The organism is Sandaracinaceae bacterium, from assembly GCA_016706685.1.
GTDB lineage: Bacteria > Myxococcota_A > Polyangia > Polyangiales > Houyiibacteriaceae > JADJJE01.
This window is the reverse complement of sequence record JADJJE010000019.1, coordinates 105,386-121,522: the sequence shown is the minus strand read 5'-3', so window position 1 is coordinate 121,522 and position 16,137 is coordinate 105,386. Positions and strand designations below refer to the sequence as shown.

13 protein-coding genes are annotated in these 16,137 nt (G+C 70.4%); 6 read left to right on the top strand and 7 right to left on the bottom strand.

Annotated features, from left to right (window positions below):
- Nucleotides 1–50: 50 nt before the first annotated feature.
- Genes IPI43_22985 through frr form a run of 3 tightly spaced genes read left to right on the top strand, consistent with a single transcriptional unit; the run spans nt 51 to nt 4,328 of the window.
- A complete protein-coding gene (locus tag IPI43_22985) occupies nt 51–2,957 on the top strand; it encodes a PD40 domain-containing protein (GenBank protein ID MBK7776960.1) in 2,907 nt (968 codons plus the stop codon).
- Between the two features lie 57 nt (nt 2,958–3,014).
- A complete protein-coding gene (locus IPI43_22980; GenBank protein ID MBK7776959.1) occupies nt 3,015–3,743 on the top strand; it encodes a UMP kinase in 729 nt (242 codons plus the stop codon).
- Nucleotides 3,744–3,770: 27 nt separating this feature from the next.
- Nucleotides 3,771–4,328 (top strand): ribosome recycling factor, encoded by a 558-nt coding sequence (gene frr, locus IPI43_22975; GenBank protein MBK7776958.1) that lies wholly within the window; start codon nt 3,771–3,773, stop codon nt 4,326–4,328.
- A 106-nt stretch (nt 4,329–4,434) separates the two neighbouring features.
- Here frr and tsf read toward each other — a convergent pair whose 3' ends face one another.
- The gene (gene tsf / locus IPI43_22970; GenBank protein ID MBK7776957.1) at nt 4,435–5,112 is read right to left on the bottom strand and encodes a translation elongation factor Ts; all 678 of its coding nucleotides are present in this window, start codon (nt 5,110–5,112) and stop codon (nt 4,435–4,437) included.
- Between the two features lie 41 nt (nt 5,113–5,153).
- Nucleotides 5,154–6,026: a 30S ribosomal protein S2 gene (rpsB, locus tag IPI43_22965; protein MBK7776956.1), complete on the bottom strand. Its 873-nt coding sequence runs from the start codon at nt 6,024–6,026 to the stop codon at nt 5,154–5,156.
- Nucleotides 6,027–6,241: 215 nt separating this feature from the next.
- On the opposite strand from rpsB, the gene IPI43_22960 reads away from it, so the two are divergent.
- Entirely contained in the window at nt 6,242–7,105 is an 864-nt protein-coding gene (locus tag IPI43_22960) for a hypothetical protein (GenBank protein MBK7776955.1), read from the top strand.
- A 60-nt stretch (nt 7,106–7,165) separates the two neighbouring features.
- Here the strand turns inward: IPI43_22960 and IPI43_22955 are convergent, their stop codons facing one another.
- From IPI43_22955 to IPI43_22945, 3 genes are all read right to left on the bottom strand, one after another.
- Nucleotides 7,166–7,561: a hypothetical protein gene (locus IPI43_22955; protein MBK7776954.1), complete on the bottom strand. Its 396-nt coding sequence runs from the start codon at nt 7,559–7,561 to the stop codon at nt 7,166–7,168.
- Between the two features lie 325 nt (nt 7,562–7,886).
- Nucleotides 7,887–8,633: an NADAR family protein gene (locus IPI43_22950; GenBank protein ID MBK7776953.1), complete on the bottom strand. Its 747-nt coding sequence runs from the start codon at nt 8,631–8,633 to the stop codon at nt 7,887–7,889.
- A gap of 24 nt (nt 8,634–8,657) precedes the next feature.
- On the bottom strand, nt 8,658–9,533 hold the full coding sequence (locus IPI43_22945) for an alpha/beta fold hydrolase (GenBank protein MBK7776952.1): 876 nt from the start codon (nt 9,531–9,533) through the stop codon (nt 8,658–8,660).
- A 70-nt stretch (nt 9,534–9,603) separates the two neighbouring features.
- Between IPI43_22945 and IPI43_22940 the strand changes: the two genes are divergently transcribed.
- Nucleotides 9,604–11,910, top strand: coding sequence for a heavy metal translocating P-type ATPase (locus IPI43_22940; protein ID MBK7776951.1), 2,307 nt, complete (start codon nt 9,604–9,606; stop codon nt 11,908–11,910).
- A 52-nt stretch (nt 11,911–11,962) separates the two neighbouring features.
- A complete protein-coding gene (gene obgE / locus IPI43_22935; GenBank protein MBK7776950.1) occupies nt 11,963–13,066 on the top strand; it encodes a GTPase ObgE in 1,104 nt (367 codons plus the stop codon).
- On the opposite strand, the gene queG is transcribed toward obgE, so the two are convergent.
- Entirely contained in the window at nt 13,036–14,148 is a 1,113-nt protein-coding gene (gene queG, locus IPI43_22930) for a tRNA epoxyqueuosine(34) reductase QueG (GenBank protein MBK7776949.1), read from the bottom strand. The genes obgE and queG overlap by 31 nt on opposite strands.
- Nucleotides 14,145–16,091 carry a TonB family protein gene (locus IPI43_22925; GenBank protein ID MBK7776948.1) on the bottom strand — a complete coding sequence of 649 codons (1,947 nt, stop codon included), beginning with the start codon at nt 16,089–16,091 and terminating at the stop codon, nt 14,145–14,147. The genes queG and IPI43_22925 overlap by 4 nt, the downstream gene beginning before the upstream one ends.
- Nucleotides 16,092–16,137: the final 46 nt, after the last annotated feature.

Sequence of the window (16,137 nt, the reverse complement as noted above, 5' to 3'; positions counted from 1 at the left end):
GAGAAGCGACGTTCGGAGCCACGTGCGGTGGTCATGTTATAGGGAAGCGGATGTTTGCCCCGCGCCGCGTCGGGCCCCTGATGCTCCTCGCCGCGTGCCTTGCGCTGGCGAGCGGGCCCCTGCGCGCGTCGGCCCAGCTGCGCGATCGGCAGGTGCGCTGGCGCACCGTGGACACCGAGCACTTTGCCATCCACTACCCCGCGCACCTGGCCCAGGTGGCCCGCCGGGCGGGCTATGCGCTCGAGCGGGCCCACGCCCGGGTGGCCCCCGTGATGGAGAACGAGATGAGCGGCCGGGTGCAGGTGACCCTGGCCGACGACTCGGAGTCGGCCAACGGCCTGGCCACCGCCCTGCCCTACGACGCCATCCGGCTGTTCGTGACCGCCCCGGAGGACATCAGCCCGCTCGCGGACTTCGACGACTGGCTGACCACGCTCATCACCCACGAGCACACGCACATCCTGCACCTGTCCAACATCTCGGGGCTGCCGGCCATCATCAACAAGGTGTTCGGGCGGCTGCTGGCGCCCAACCAGACGCAGCCGCGCTTCATCGTGGAGGGCATCGCCACCTACATGGAGTCGCGCGAGACGTCCGGCGGGCGCATGCGCTCCACCCAGTTCGACATGTACCTGCGCATGGCGTTCCTGGAGGACCGCGTGGTCACGCTGGACCAGCTGGTGAACGACGTGGACCAGTGGCCGCGCGGGAACAACTGGTACCTGTACGGCTCGCGCCTGATGGCGTTCGTGGCACGGCGGCACGGCGACCACGCCATCGCGGAGATCGCGGACACTTATGGGCGCAACCCCATCCCGTATGGCCTGAGCCGGGCCACGCAGCGGGCCACCGGGTTCACCTGGCCCGAGCTGTACGAGGCCTGGCAGACCGAGACGCGGGCGCACTATGCCGAAGTGGCCGCCGAGGTGGAGACCGCCGGGCGGGTGGAGGGCGAGCGGCTCACCCAGCACGGCGAGACGGCGCTGTATCCGCGCTTCCTGGCCGACGGGAGCCTGGTCTACACGGTGAACGACGGGCGCAGTGACCCCCAGCTGCGGCGCCTGCCGGTGGACGGCGGTGAGCCCCAGAAGATCACACGCGTGGCGGGCACCTCGGTGGCGTCTCCGCTGGCCGATGGGGGCCTGGTGTTCGACTCGGTGGACTTCGACCGGGGCATCTACGCCCGCTTCGACCTGTTTCGGAAGCACCCGGGGCGGCGCCGGGTGGAGCGCCTGACCACGGGGCTGCGAGCGCGCGCGCCGGACGCCTCGCCGGACGGCACACGGGTGGTCTTCTCGGTGAACGACGCGGGCACCTCGCACCTCGAGATCGCCAGCCTGTCGGACGTGGCGGGCACGCGCGAGCGCTTGGTCACCAGCCGGCCGTTCGAGCAGATCTACACGCCGCGGTTCTCGCCCGATGGCCAGCGCGTGGTGTTCTCGGTGTGGCGCGCGGGGGGCTACCGCGACGTGCACCTGCTGGATCTCGCCAGCGGGCAGGTGCGCGAGCTCACGCACGACCGCGCCCAGGACATTGGCCCCACGTTCACGTCCGACGGGCAGCACGTGGTGTTCTCGTCGGACCGCAGCGGCATCGCCAACCTGTACGTGTTTGCGCTGGCCACAGGGGCGACGCGGCAGCTCACCAACGTGCTGGGCGGGGCGTTCTGCCCGGTGGTGTCGCCGGCCGGCGACCGCGTGGTGTACGTGGGCTACGGCAGCCGCGGCTTCGACCTGTACAGCCTGCCGGTCTCGGGCCCGCCAGACACCTGGGGGCGGCCCGCCAGCGCCTATGAGGACACCCGCCCCGAGCCGAGCGACACGGGCTACCTGGGCGGCTCGAGCCACCGCTACCGGCCCATCGAGACCATGTACCCACGCAGCTACATGCCGGGCTTCGGCACCAGCGCGCTCATGGGAGGCAACGAGCTCTCGCTCAAGGTGGTGGGCGAGGACGCCGTGGGCTTCTTCACGTGGGACGCGCGCGTGGGCGTCACCCTGCCCGCCCGGCAGCTGGACCTGGACGTGGGCCTTCACTACGGGCGCGGGGCCTCGCCCGTGGCGTTCCGCTTCTTCCGCCGGCACCAGGCCCGTAACGACCTCGTGGTGGAGGGGCGCCGGCAGCCCTGGACCGAGCGCGCGCACGGCGGCGACGTGTCGGTGTCGCGCAGCTTCCCCCGCTCGTTCCACACCACCGGCATCTCGGCGGGCTACGCGGTCACCCACGTGCAGAGCGTGGACCCCTTCGTGGGGGAGCTCGACCCCAACTTCCCGGTGCCCTTCATCCCGCAGCGCGGCGTGTTCACGCGGGCACGCGTGGGCTTCACGTACTCGGACGCGCGCGCGCAGATCTACGACATGACCACCTCGGTGGGCCGCACGCTGAGCGTGAACCTGAGCGCCGCCGACCGGCTGATTGGCAACCGCTACCGCGCCGCGGCGTTGAGCTGGGCGTTCTCGCGCTTCTGGGAGAACCCGCTCATCCACCACCACATCTTCGCCCTGCGGTATGCGGGCGGGCTGTCCGCGGGCGACGAGGGGCGCCGCTCGCTCTACAGCATTGGCGGCTTCCCCACGCCCGACCTGCAGGAGCTGCTGCTGGAGCACCCCGTGTATGGCGGCCAGGCGCTGCGCGGCTATGCCCCCGGAGACCGCCGCGGGCTGCGCTTCCAGCTGGTGCAGCTCGAGTATCGCTTCCCCATCGTGCGCATTCAGCGCGGGCTCGAGACACTGCCGTTCTACCTGAACCGCGTGCACGCGCTGGTCTTCGCCGATTACGGCGATGCGTACAGCACGCGCATCGACCTCAGCACCTTTCGGGTGGGGGTGGGAGCCGAGGTGCTGCTGGACTTCACCGTGGGGTACGTCCTGCCCTTCACGCTGCGCCTGGGCTTTGCCTACGGGGCCCACGAGCGGGGCGGCCCGCGCGTGTACTTCCACTTGGGGCGCCCCTTCTGAAGGCGGGCGGAGCGAGCGCGGTTGCGCGTCACGGCGGCGGGGGTTAGACCCGTGCCCATGGTGGAACTCAAGCATAAGCGCGTCTTGCTCAAGCTCTCGGGCGAGGCTCTCTGCGGTGAGGTTGGGGGGTTCGGGCTCAACCCCGCCACACTCAGCGACATCGCTGCCGAGATCGTGGAGGTGCACCACGCGGGCGCCGAACTCGGCATCGTCATCGGGGGTGGCAACATCTTCCGCGGCCTCAAGGGCAGCGCCAGCGGCATGGACCGCACCTCGGCCGACCACATGGGCATGCTGGCCACCGTCATCAACGGACTGGCCCTGCAAGACGCCATCGAGAAGAAGGGCGTGCCCACCCGCGTGATGAGCGCCATGGCCATCAGCGCCGTGACCGAGCCGTACATCCGCCGCCGCGCCATCCGCCACCTCGAGAAGCGCCGCATCTGCATCTTCGTGGCCGGCACGGGCAACCCCTACTTCTCCACGGACACGGCCGCCGCGCTGCGCGCCATGGAGATCCACGCGGACGCGCTCATGAAGGCCACCAAGGTCGAGGGCGTGTACGACTCGGACCCGGCGAAGAATCCAGATGCCCAGATGTACCGCCGCTTGAGCTACGATCGCTTCCTGGCAGACCGCGTGGGTGTCATGGACAGCACCGCGGTGACCCTCTGCCGCGACAACAAGCTCCCGATTCGAGTCTTCGCGCTCCACCAACGCGGCAACATCAAGCGCGTGGTCATGGGCGAGGACGTCGGCACGCTCGTCTCCGAGACGGGCGAGTGATCGGGCCAAGGCCCATGGAGAACGCTCATGCTCGATGAAACACTGCAAGACCTGAGAGAGAGCATCGAAAAGGCGCACGAAGCGCTGCGCCGCGACCTCGCCAAGATCCGCACCGGGCGAGCCAACCCGGGCATCCTCGACGGGGTGCGCGTGGACTACTACGGCACGCCCACGCCGCTGAAGCAGATGGCGGGCATCAACGTGCCCGAGGCGCGCATGATCACGCTCAAGCCGTTCGAGCGCAGCTCCATCAACCTGATCGAGTCGGCCATCCGCAACGCGCAGCTGGGCCTCAACCCCAGCAGCGACGGCGAGCTGATTCGCATCCCCATCCCGCCGCTCACCGAGGAGCGCCGCCGCGACCTGGCCAAGACCGCCCGCAAGGAAGGCGAGGAGTGCAAGATCGCCATCCGCAAGGCGCGGCATGATGCCAAGGACATGCTGGACGAGCTCGAGAAGTCGGGTGACGTGGGCAAGGACGACGCGGCGCGCGCGCTCAAGGACTTGGAAGCCATCGTGAAGGACGGCGTCACCAAGGTGGACGATATGGTGGCCAAGAAGGAAGAAGACATCATGAAGGTCTGAGGCGCGCTGCCTCGGCCTTCGTGGTGGGTGCCCCGGCGCACCACGCAAAGAAGCCCAGCGCACTCTCGTGGCTGGGCTTCTCTGCAGGTGCAGCTGATCGCTGGGTTCAGCCGGCGGCGAGGGTCTCGGCCACGGCGGCCGCGAGGTCCTCTTTCTTCTTCTCGATGCCCTCGCCGAGCTCGTAGCGCACGAAGCGGCGCACCGAGATCTTCTCGCCGATACGGGCCGAGAGCTCGTCGCAGATGTCGCCGATGGTCTTCTTGTCTTCGACCATGATGGAGACCTGCTCGAGGAGGCAGTTCTCCTTCTTCCACTTGGCGATCTTGCCCTCGAGGATCTTGGCGGTGGCCTCGGCGGGCTTCGACTTACCCGTCTCGCGCGCCTCTTCCTCCATCTGACCGGCGAAGATGGCGCTCTGCGCGGCGACGTCGGCCTCGGGGATCTCGCTCTCGCGCACGTAGAGCGGCGTCATGGACGCGATCTGCATGGCGACGTCCGACACGAACGACTTGAAGTCCTCGTTGCGGGCCACGAAGTCGGTCTGGCAGTTGACCTCGAGGAGCACGCCCACGCGGCTGCCCGCGTGGATGTAGGCGTGGACCATGCCTTCGGCGGCGATGGCACCGGCCTTCTTCGCGACCTTGGCGAGGCCCTTCTTCTGGATGTCCTCCATGGCCTTCTCTTCGTCGCCATCGGCGTCTTGGAGGGCCTTCTTGCAGTCCATCATGCCCGCGCCCGTGCGATCACGGAGCGCCTTAACCTGTGCGGCTGAAATGTTCGCCATGTTCGGTTCCTGTCTTCTCTGAGTCTGTGTGGGGGCGTGGTTCAGCGACGCGGGGCGCCACCGGGACCGCCCGGGCCACGACGCTTGCGCGCCTGCTCCACCGCGGGACCGTCGCCCACGGCGCCACCGACGTGACCGCCGCCGTTGCGGTCGCCGCGGTCGCCGGCCACCACATGGTCACGACGCGACTGCTGACCTTCGATGCAGGCGTCGGCGATGCGCGAGGCCACCAGCTTGATGGAGCGGATGGCGTCGTCGTTGCCGGGGATCACGAAGTCCACCAGGTCGGGGTTACAGTTGGTGTCCGTGAGGGCGATGATCGGGATGTTCAGCTTGCGACCTTCCTTGACGGCGATGTGCTCGTTGTTGGGGTCGATGACGAACAGCGCCGAGGGCAGCCCGTCCATGTGCTTGATGCCGCCGAGGTACTTCTCGAGGCGCTCGCGCTCGCGACGAAGGCCGAGGGCCTCCTTCTTGGTGAGCAGGTCGAGCGTGCCGTCGGCGTCTTGACGGTCGAGCTCGCGCAGGCGGTCGATGCCCTTCTTCACGGTGGTGAAGTTGGTGAGCGTGCCACCGAGCCAGCGGCCCGTGACGTAGAACTGGTTGGAGCGGACGGCCTCCTCGAGGACCACGTCGCTGGCCTGGCGCTTGGTGCCCACGAAGAGCACGTGGCCACCGCGGCCCACGGCCTCGGTCACGAAGTCGAACGCGCGACGGAAGAGCACCGCCGTCTGGTCGAGGTCCACGATGTGGATGCCGTTGCGCGCGCCGTAGATGAACGGGCGCATCTTCGGGTTCCAGCGCTTGGTCTGGTGACCGAAGTGGACGCCGGCGTCGATGAGGGCGCGAAGGCCGATGGGCAGGTCGCCGCTGGAGACGTCGGGGCGGGCGGTGTCTTGATTTTCAGTGGTCATGGCTCGTCCTTTTCTGGTTGTGCTTCTGTCACCCTCGCGCGGCGACCCCCCGAAGGGAGCACCAGGCCGCACGTTTGAGCCGGGAGACATGTGTGATTTCGGGCACTTGGTATCAAGCGTCCGGCTCCGGCGGGGCCGAGAGCGGGCGTGATGTAGCACGGGGGGTGCCGAGAGACCAGTGATCCCGTGCGAGCCGAGGCCTGTACACTCCGGGGGTGCTCAGACGCCCACCCGACCCTGCCGTGGAAGCGCGCTGCGAGAGGCTCTTGGCCGAGCTCACTGCCTCACCCCGCCACTGGCTCCCGCTTGGCAAGTTCCAGACGCGACGCGCGAAGTGCATGTACCTGCGCGCGGGGGTTCTCGGCGAGTGGGAGCTCTACGAGGAGTCCGAAGACGGATCGTTCGAGCTCGGCATGGAGCCCCACGTGTTTCGGGTCTTCGAGCCTGACGGCTACCTGCGGGTGCGGGCGCGTGAGTCGCCGGATCTCTCGGTGGCGCCGATCCCCGAGCCGTTCGCCTCGCAGCTGCTGGCGTGGGACCAGCTCGCGCGCGATGGCTTCGCGGCGCTGCTGGGCGGGCAGGCCGCGCTCCACTTGGGGCACAGCCGCGGACGGGTCGTCTGCATCGACGAGCAGATCTGGAGGGTGAAGCACGAGGGCGACGCGCTGGTGACCATCGACGCGATGGAGCGGGCCCGCGCCGCGAGTTCCAGCTGGGAGGCCACGGTGGCGGGGGCAGTGGCTCTCTGGGAAGAAGCCGAGCCACTGCGCTCGAGCGTCCGCGCGGCGCTCGACCCCGAGACGTTGCTGGCCGGTGTGCTCGCCGCGCGCGTGGCCATCCGCCTGGCAGACGCCGACGAGCGCTGGATCTACCGGTTGGACGACGGATCGCTCGTGGCCTGGGCGCCGACGGGCGAGGTCGAGATTGATGGCTACCCGGGCTGTCCTCCGTTCGCGGACCCGATCGACAAGCCCATCTACGCGCAGACGCCGTACGCGATGGAGACCCTCGTCTCCGAGCTGCGCACGAAGGGGCGCGTGGAGGGCGTCGCGTTCGGCAGGCGCCCCGGCAACGACTGACGCCCCCTCCCCACGCAGAAAAACATGGGTCTCCCCGCGCCTGCTGGCGTGCCGGCAGCGCTAGAAGTGACCCACCAGCTGGAGGTGACCAGGGCCGACGTGGAGCGTGACCTGTGTCGGCGTGACGCGTCTCGCATAGCCCGCAAAGAGGAAGGGCACACCCACGCCGAGCATGAAGAACGCGCCGACTGAGCCTCCCACAATCTGGCCCAACCACGGCGCAGGGCTCCCGGCGCTAGCGGCCACGCCAGCCACCAACACCAGCGCGCCGAGGCCGAGAAACGTGTAGCCCGTGCGCAGCCTGCGCGTGCGGCCCTCGCCGGTGATGGAGGGTCCCGGCTCGCGTTGCCGAAGTCGCACCACCCACGCGCTGAGGCTCATGACCATGCCAACGCTGGCCACGGAGGACCCAATCCGAACCAGGCGCTCCTCGGCGCCATCGGCAGGCGCGGACATCGAGCCGACGACGACGGCCCCGAGCGTCAAGGCTGCCCCGAGCAGGACGACGCGACGTGCGCCACGCTGCCAGCGGTGAGGGCGAAGGGCTCTGCGTTCCGCCTCGCTCGCTTCAAAGCTCGACTGCCGGAGCGCGACGCCAGGAGGAACCTCGGTGTCGCTGGACGGAGCTTGGGCAGCCGCTGCGGCGGGCAACAGGAGCCACGCGACGAGCAGCAGCGTGCAGGCGCCGAGCCAGCCTCCCCTCGTGAGTGATGAACGCGAGCGCGCCACACCAAGTGGGTATCACGGGTTGGCGTTGTCGCACCAGCCCGGGCTGGCCGCCTCAGTACCAGCCCGACCACGCGCCAGTTGCAGGGTAGACCAGCTCGATCTCGATGCGCTGATCGGCGGTCAGGGACTCCCAGCTCTCCCGCAGCGCGGTCACGTACGCCTCTCCAGCGCCCATGCGCCAGAACGCGGAGTACCGATGGTGATCAGGGAACTCGACCCACGGAGGAGTCAGGGCGCCGTCGGGCATCGCCGGCCGGGGGAACCTCCTCAGGCGGTCGCGCGCCTCGCCCAGCGCGAACCCAAGGAGGTTCTGGCCCTTCCAAGCAGCCGGGTTCTTCGCACCAGGGTCCGTCGCCGACATGCCGATACCCCAGATGCGGTCCTGCGGGCTCGCCTCCACCAGGACAACGTCCCCCGTCTCGTCGAGCCACTTGGCCAGCGGAGGGTTCTGGCGGAACTTGAGCACGTTACCGGTCACGACGATGGCGTAGCGGGCTTGCTCCCAAGTCTCCTCGTCGAAGTCTTGGACGCCTCGGCCCAGTGCCTTGGCTGCACCTGGACTGTTGGCGGCGATGATCTCGCGAGCACTCGCAGCGTCGGCGAACAGCAGCGCCTTCTGCGCCATCATCCAGTGCTCTGCGGTCTGGTACGTGTTCCCGTCCGCGGAGAACGGGGCTGGGTACCACTGGCTGAGAATCCAGGGGCCCAGCCCGCTCCCCGAGTGTCCCCAGAAAGGCTTGAACTTCAGCGCTTCGCCATCCGCCATCCGCCGGACGAGTGCATTGATGTGGTGGTTCATGGAGCTCCGTTGCGCGGCGCGGGTTCAGCCCACGTGTTGGAGGAGAAACTCCGCCGACTGCTCGAACAGCGGCAGCGAGCGCTCGTCGATGACCAGCTGCATGTGGTCGGGCTCGAAGCCGCCCGCGCCCACGAAGCGCCGGTGGTCCACAGCGGCCCGCGAGAACAGGCGCAGGTACTGGGCCACGGCATCGGGGTGCGCCATGAGCGTGTCGTTCCCGCCGCTCCACGCCAGGATGGGCAGCGCGAGCGAGGCGAGGCCCTGCTCGTAGTCGTCGGCGCCGTCGAGCGACACGAGCCGGTCGTCCCGGTAGAACTTGCCGAACTGCTCCACATAGGGCCGCGGGATGCGCGAGCGGCCCATGCCGAAGGGGGCCGGGTCGAAGAACCCGGTGGGACGTGCCGCCAGCTCGAACGCGGTGACCATGGCGCGCTTCTTCAGGCGGCGCACCAGGCTGGGCTCGAACTTGGGCGCCCACAGGTTGGGCGCGATGGCCACCACCGCTCGCACGCCGTGATCCCGCAGCAGCGCGAGCCCCGGCAGCCCCGCGTTGACGCCCAGGCTGTGGCCCACCAGGAATCGGGGCAGGTCCGGGAAGCGGTCGCGCAGCGCGAACACCAGCGCGGGCACGTCGTTGCGCACGATGTCGTCGAACGAGAACGAGCGCCGCGTGTGGAGCACGCTCTCGCCGTGGCCGCGGAAGTCCACGTTCAGCACCGCAAAGCCCCGCGACACCAGCACGCTGGCGAGCCCATGCCCCTTGGGCCGGTCCATGGTGCGGCGGTCCACCATCATGGCGTGCCCCAGCAGCGCGAGGCCCTTGGGGCTTCCGTCAGGCAGGTGCAGGTCGGCCACGAGCGTGTGGCCATCGGGCGTGGGAAGTAAGGTGCGCGTGGGCACGACGTCATGAACCTATCACGCCACTCCGCAGCGCGTTGCGGTGCCAGTGGCGCGGGAAGGAGTAGGCTCCATGACGATGCACAACCTCAAAGACGTGGTCTGCGGCATGACGGTGACCGCAGACTCGCCGCACCACGCCGAGCACGAGGGCCAGGCCTTCTACTTCTGCAACCCGAAGTGCCGCATCAAGTTCCTGGCGGACCCCCACAAGTACCTCACGCCGCCCGCTGCGACCGAGCCCGTTACCCCGCCGCCCTCTGCCCCGGCGGGCACCTGGTACACCTGCCCGATGGACCCGGAGGTTCGGCAGGACCACCCCGGCACCTGCCCCAAGTGCGGCATGGCGCTCGAGCCCGAGCTGCCGAGCCTGGATGACGAAGCGAACCCCGAGCTGGTGGACTTCCAGCGGCGCTTCACGTGGACCCTGCCGCTGACCATCGCGGTGACCACGCTGGCCATGTTCGGCCACGCGCTCGGCGTCATGGACATGGCCGCGCAGAGCTGGCTGGAGCTGGGCCTGTCGCTGCCCGTGGTGCTGTGGGCGGGCGCGCCCTTCTTCGTGCGCGGCGCGCGCTCGGTGCTCAACCGAAGCCCCAACATGTGGACGCTGATCAGCCTCGGGACGGGCGCCGCGTTCGTGTACAGCGTGGTGGCCACCGCGGCGCCGCAGCTGTTCCCGGACTCGTTCGTGTCCATGGGCCGCGTGGCCGTGTACTTCGAGGCCTCGGTGGTGATCATCTCGCTCACGCTGCTGGGCCAGCTGTTGGAGCTGCGCGCGCGCGCCCAGACGTCCGCGGCCATCAAGTCGCTGCTGGGGCTCGCGCCCAAGACGGCGCGGCGCATCGCGGCGGACGGCACGGAGGAGGACATCCCGCTCACGCACGTGCACGTGGGGGACCGCCTGCGCGTGCGGCCCGGCGAGAAGGTGCCCGTGGACGGCGTGGTGCTCGAGGGCAGCAGCGCGGTGGACGAGTCCATGCTCACGGGCGAGCCGCTGCCGGTGAGCAAGCGAGAGGGCGATGCGCTCATCGGGGCCACGCTCAACACCAGCGGCGCGCTGGTGATGGAGGCCGGGCGCGTGGGCTCGGCCACGGTGCTGTCGCAGATCGTGCAGCTGGTGGCGCAGGCCCAGCGCTCGCGCGCGCCCATGCAGCAGATGGCCGACTCGGTGGCCGGCTACTTTGTGTACGGCGTGGTCACCACGGCGCTGCTCACCTTCCTGGGCTGGGGCCTGTTCGGTCCGGAGCCCAGCTGGGTCTACGCACTGGTCAACGCGGTGTCGGTGCTCATCATCGCCTGCCCGTGCGCGCTGGGGCTGGCCACGCCCATGTCCATCATGGTGGCCACCGGGCGCGGCGCCACGCACGGCGTGCTGTTCCGTGACGCGGCGGCCATCGAGACGCTGCGCCGCGTGGACACGCTCATCGTGGACAAGACCGGCACGCTGACCGAGGGCAAGCCCAGCTTCGAGCGCATTGTGGGCGTGGGTGGCTTCGACGCCGACGAAGCGCTGCGCCTGGCCGCGAGCCTGGACCAGGGGAGCGAGCACCCGCTGGCCATGGCCATCGTGACCGAGGCGCGCGCGCGGAGCCTGATGCTGGAGGCGCCGGTGGGCTTCGACTCGGCGTCCGGCATGGGTGTGCGCGGCCAGGTGGCGGGCAAGGCCGTTGCGCTGGGCAACGAGGCGCTGATGGCCCAGGCGGGCCTGGATGTGAGCGCGGTCAGCCAGCAGGTGGAGGTGGCCCGCAGCGAAGGCGCGAGCGTGATGCTGCTAGCGGTGGACGGCACGCTGGCCGGCCTGCTGGTGGTGTCGGACCCCGTGAAGGCGACCACGCCGGACGCGCTCGCGAAGCTGCAGCGGGCGAACGTGCGCGTGGTGATGGCCACCGGCGACGCCCTCACCACGGCGCGTGCCGTGGCGGAGCGGCTGGGCATCCGCGAGGTGCACGGCCAGGTGACGCCGGCCGAGAAGCTGGCCCTGGTGGAGAAGCTGCAGGCGGAGGGCCACGTGGTGGCCATGGCGGGGGACGGCATCAACGACGCGCCCGCGCTGGCCCGCGCCGACGTGGGGATTGCCATGGGCACCGGCACCGACGTGGCCATGAGCAGCGCGCAGCTCACGCTGGTGAAGGGCGACCTGCGCGGCATCGTGACGGCGCGCGCGCTGTCCGAGGCCACCGTGGCCAACATGAAGCAGAACCTCGGGTTCGCCTTCGTCTACAACGCGGTCGGCATCTCCATCGCGGCCGGGGTCATCTACCCGCTCACCGAGTGGCTGCTGTCCCCCATGATCGCCGCGCTGGCCATGAGCCTTAGCTCCGCCTCGGTCATCACCAACGCGCTCCGCCTGCGGGGCGTGCGGCTGGTGGAAGCCTGACGAACGTGCGGCCGGGTTGCAGGCAACGGCCGGCGCACGCACCTTGCGCCCCGTGCGTTTCGTCGATCTAGTTGAAATCGAAGTCCAGGCCGGCAACGGTGGCAATGGTGCGGTGGCCTTTCGCCGTGAGAAGTACGTTCCCCTCGGCGGTCCTTCCGGCGGCGACATCGTCTTCGAGGCGCACGAGCGCATGTCCACGCTGATGGACCTGCACTACCGGCGCCATCTGACCGCGCCTCCTGGCGAGCATGGCCGTGGCAAGGACCAGTTCGGCCACGCTGGGCGCGATGAGGTGGTGCAGGTGCCCGTGGGCACGCAGGTGTACGACGCGGACACCGGCGAGCTGCTGGTGGACCTGGCCGAGCCGGGGCAGACGTTCGTGGTGGCCCGCGGGGGCAAGGGGGGACGCGGCAACATGCGCTTCGCCACGCCGTTCGACCGCGCGCCGCGGCGCGCCGATCCGGGCGAAGAGGGCGAGCACCGCAACCTGAAGCTGGAGCTGAAGCTCATGGCCGACGTGGGCGTGGTGGGCTTCCCCAACGTGGGCAAGTCCACGTTCATCGCCGCCGTGTCGCGCGCCACGCCGAAGATCGCGGACTACCCGTTCACCACGCTGGTGCCCAACCTGGGCGTGGCGTCGCTGGGCCCGGACCGCAACTTCGTGGTGGCCGACATCCCCGGCATCATCGAGGGCGCCTCCGAGGGCGCGGGCCTCGGGCTGCGCTTCCTGCGCCACGTGGAGCGCAACCGCGTGTTGCTGCACGTCATCACCTACGACCCGGATCCGAGCCGCGACCCGGTGGCCGACTACAAGACGCTGCTCAACGAGATGGCCACGTTCGATGCGTCGCTGCTGGAGCGCCCCGCCATCGTGGCGTTCAGCAAGATGGACTTGCTCGAGGCGCAGGAGGCGCTCGAGGCTTCGCGTGAGGGCTTTGCGGAGCTGGGCATCAAGGTCATGCCGTTCAGCGCCGCCACGCGCGAGGGCCTCGACGCCATCTTGCTGGCCCTCGAGGCCATCCTGAGGAAGACCGACCCGGCGCGCGTGACCAGCGACAACCTGGTGCTGGGAGCGCGCCCGCAAGACCTGCACGACACCGCCGGCAGCGGCAGCCGCACGCAGGCTCAGTCGGACGACGACGACGAAGCCGGCTGAGAGCCCCCTCCGCCGGGGTGCCCCTCGCGGCCCTCGATCTCACCCAACGCCCAGCGGGCCGCCTCACGGACGGTGTCGCTCGGGTGGCTGAGGCTGGCCTCCTGCAAGACCGGCAGGTGCACGCGCGTGCCCACGTTGCCCAGCACCACGGCAGCGTTGCGGGCCAGGCGCGCGATGCCCGAGCGGCGCATGGGAGAGCCCTCGGACCACAGCAGGAACGCCTCTTCTTCCATGCGCAGGAGGCCGGGCAGGTCCACCTCGCGCAGGCGCGGGTGCGGCTCGAACGCCGCGTCGAGCGGCTCGGGTGTGGTGCGGTTGTAGGGGCACACGTCCTGGCAGGCGTCGCAGCCGAACAGCCAGTCCCCGATGCGCGGGCGCAGCGCCAAGGCCGCGTTGTCCTCGCGCTCGATGGTCAGGTTGCTGATGCACAGGCGCGCGTCCAGCTCGCGCGGCGCGACGAACGCCTCGGTGGGGCACGCGGTGAGGCACGCCGTGCAGCGCCCGCAGCCCTCGCGCACGGGCTCGTCAGTGGGCAAGAACGCGCTGGTCACCAGCGTGCTCAAGAACACGTGCGAGCCGAGGCCCGGGATGATCAAGCAGCAGTTCTTGCCCACGAAGCCGAGCCCCGCGCGCACCGCCCAGGCGCGCTCGAACACGGGGCGTGAGTCCACCGAGTGGCGCACGCGGTGGCCTTGGTCGCGCAGGAAGCGCTCCAGCTTGCGCAGGCGCCGGCCGAGCACGTTGTGGTAGTCGCGCCCGAAGGCGTAGCGCGCCACGCGCCCTTCCCCGATGCCGATGGGCTGCTCTTGCCGCGACAAGAACGGCGTGGCGAGCACCACCACGCTCACCGCCTCTTCCAGCATGCGCGGGTGCCGCGGGTCCGTGCGCACGTCGGCCGTGTCGGCCATCCAGCTCATGCCGTCGTGGTGGCCCGCCTGAAGCCACGCGCGCAGACGCTCACCCTCTTCGTCGAGGGCGCTGGCGCGGGCCACCCCCACGCGCGCGAAGCCCAGCTCGTGAGCGCGCTGCGTGAGCGCTCGGCGGAGCTCGGCGCCGGCGTCAGGCCCGCTGGGCTCGCTCAAAGGCGCGGCCCGCGGCTGCGCGGTGCGGGGGGCTCGGGGTCGGCTTCGGCCTCGTGGTCGTGGCCCTCCTCGTCCTCCTCGAGCTCTTCGTCGTCCAGCTCTTCGTCGTCCAGCGCCTCGTCGTCGGCACTCTGGCCCCCCACGCCGTAGTTCACGCGCGCGTCGGACGGCACCAGCGTGCTGTCTTGCAGCTGCTGCACGGGGAGCTCGTCTTCTCGCGCTCCGCCGATGTTGGGCAGGATGTAGGGGCGCGCGTGGCTCTGGTGGCAGTAGGGCTGCTGGCGATGGAAGTCCCAGTGCATGTAGATGCGCCCGTCGCCGCTCAGGATCTCGTCGGGCGCCACCGGATATGGCTGGCCGCGCATCACGGCGTTGTAGGCCCCGTAGTCGAACATGGAGAGCCCCGATGAGCGCACCACGCCCACGCGGTGCACGCTGCCGTCGCGGTTGAGCACGATCTCCAACAGCGTGCGCAGGTTGGGGTCGCCGAAGGGCCCGCTGGCCTCGAGCGGCAGGTTCTGCACGAAGTCGTGGTAGGTCTGGTGCAGCCGGTCGTGGATGCGCGCCACGTAGGTGGCAAAGGGTGAGCGCGCTGCGTTGAGCGCCGTCTGCGCGCCTGGCCGCACGCTGGGCATGTAGTTCTCGAGCGCCGCGCGGAACTGCTGCCAGTTGGCGCCGCTCGAGCTGCCGCGGATGCGCGAGCGCTGCTCGGCGAAGTGAGCCTCCCGCTCCTCGGCCAGGCGCTCCTCGCCCACGATGTCCACCAGCTGGCTGTAGCGCAGCGTGAGGTCTGGCCCAGGGCGCCCCGTGCGCTCTCCCGGCCGCCGCCCGCGGTCGGCCTGCCCACGCGTGGAGCCGCGCGGGACGCCCTCACGGGCCTCGCGCTGGGGGATGGGCACGCCGCCTGCGCCATCGCCGCCGCCCGCGCCCAGTGAGCCCGGCGTGCGCAGCGTCCAGTCGCCCTGGGCGGCTGCCAGCAAGGCCGCCGCGCCGCCGGCGTTCGGGTCTCCTCCGCCCGCGCGCCCGCGCACCCCGGCCTGCCGCTGAGCCGCTGCGCCGGTCGCTCCATCGCCCCCCGGTGTGCGCTCCGCGCGCGAGTCGGCTGGCGCGTCGGCCGTGGTGCGCCCCTCGGCGCGTGTCTCGGTGTTGGGCCGCTCCCGCGGCCGCCGCGTGACCTCCTCCGGCGTGGGTCGGCGTTCCTCGCTGCCGTCCACGTCCTCGGACTCGGCCAGCGTCTCGTCGTCCGCGTTGCCCTCTTCTTCGAGCGGGTCGGTGGGCTGCTCCAGCTCGGCGCCCACGCTGGTCTCCACGTCGTCGCGGTCGAGGTTGGTGATCTCCGCCACGGTCTCCTCTTCCACGGTGTTGTTCTCGTCCGCGATGTAGACCGTGTCGGGCGGCGGATCGTCGGGGTTCTCGGAGTGCTGCCGGACCGCGATGCGCTCTTCTTCCTGCTGCGGCGGTGGCGGCGGGGGTGTAGGCGGCGTGGGCGCCGGCGGCGTGAGCTGGAGCTCGGGTTCCGGCTCGGGCTCGGGCTGCCGCTCTTCGGGCTGGGCGGTGGCCACCGCCTCCGCGCTGGCTTGCTCCCGCTGTTGGCGTGCGCGCGCGAGGCGCTCGGCCCGGAGACGTGCGCGGCGGGCCTCCTCGGTCTCGGCCTGCTCCACGTCGGGAGCCTCGGCGTCGCTGGGTGGCTGAGCGCTCGGATCCACGCTGGTGCTGGGGCGCACCTCGGGCGCGGGCCGCTGGTCATCGCTCAGCTCGAACTCCAGCACCGCGCGTCCATCGCCGCGCCGGGAAGCCGCCTCACGCTCACGCAGCAGCGCCTCGAGGGCCTGTGCCTTGGCCAGCACGCCCAGGCTGTAGTGCACGCCCGCATGGGCGACCACGGACGCGAAGAGCGTCAACGCCAGGATGAGCGACGTGGTATCGAGGGAGGGCAGGCGCACGGAGGGACACAGGGAGTATGGCGGTTCTAGACGCCCGGGGGAAACG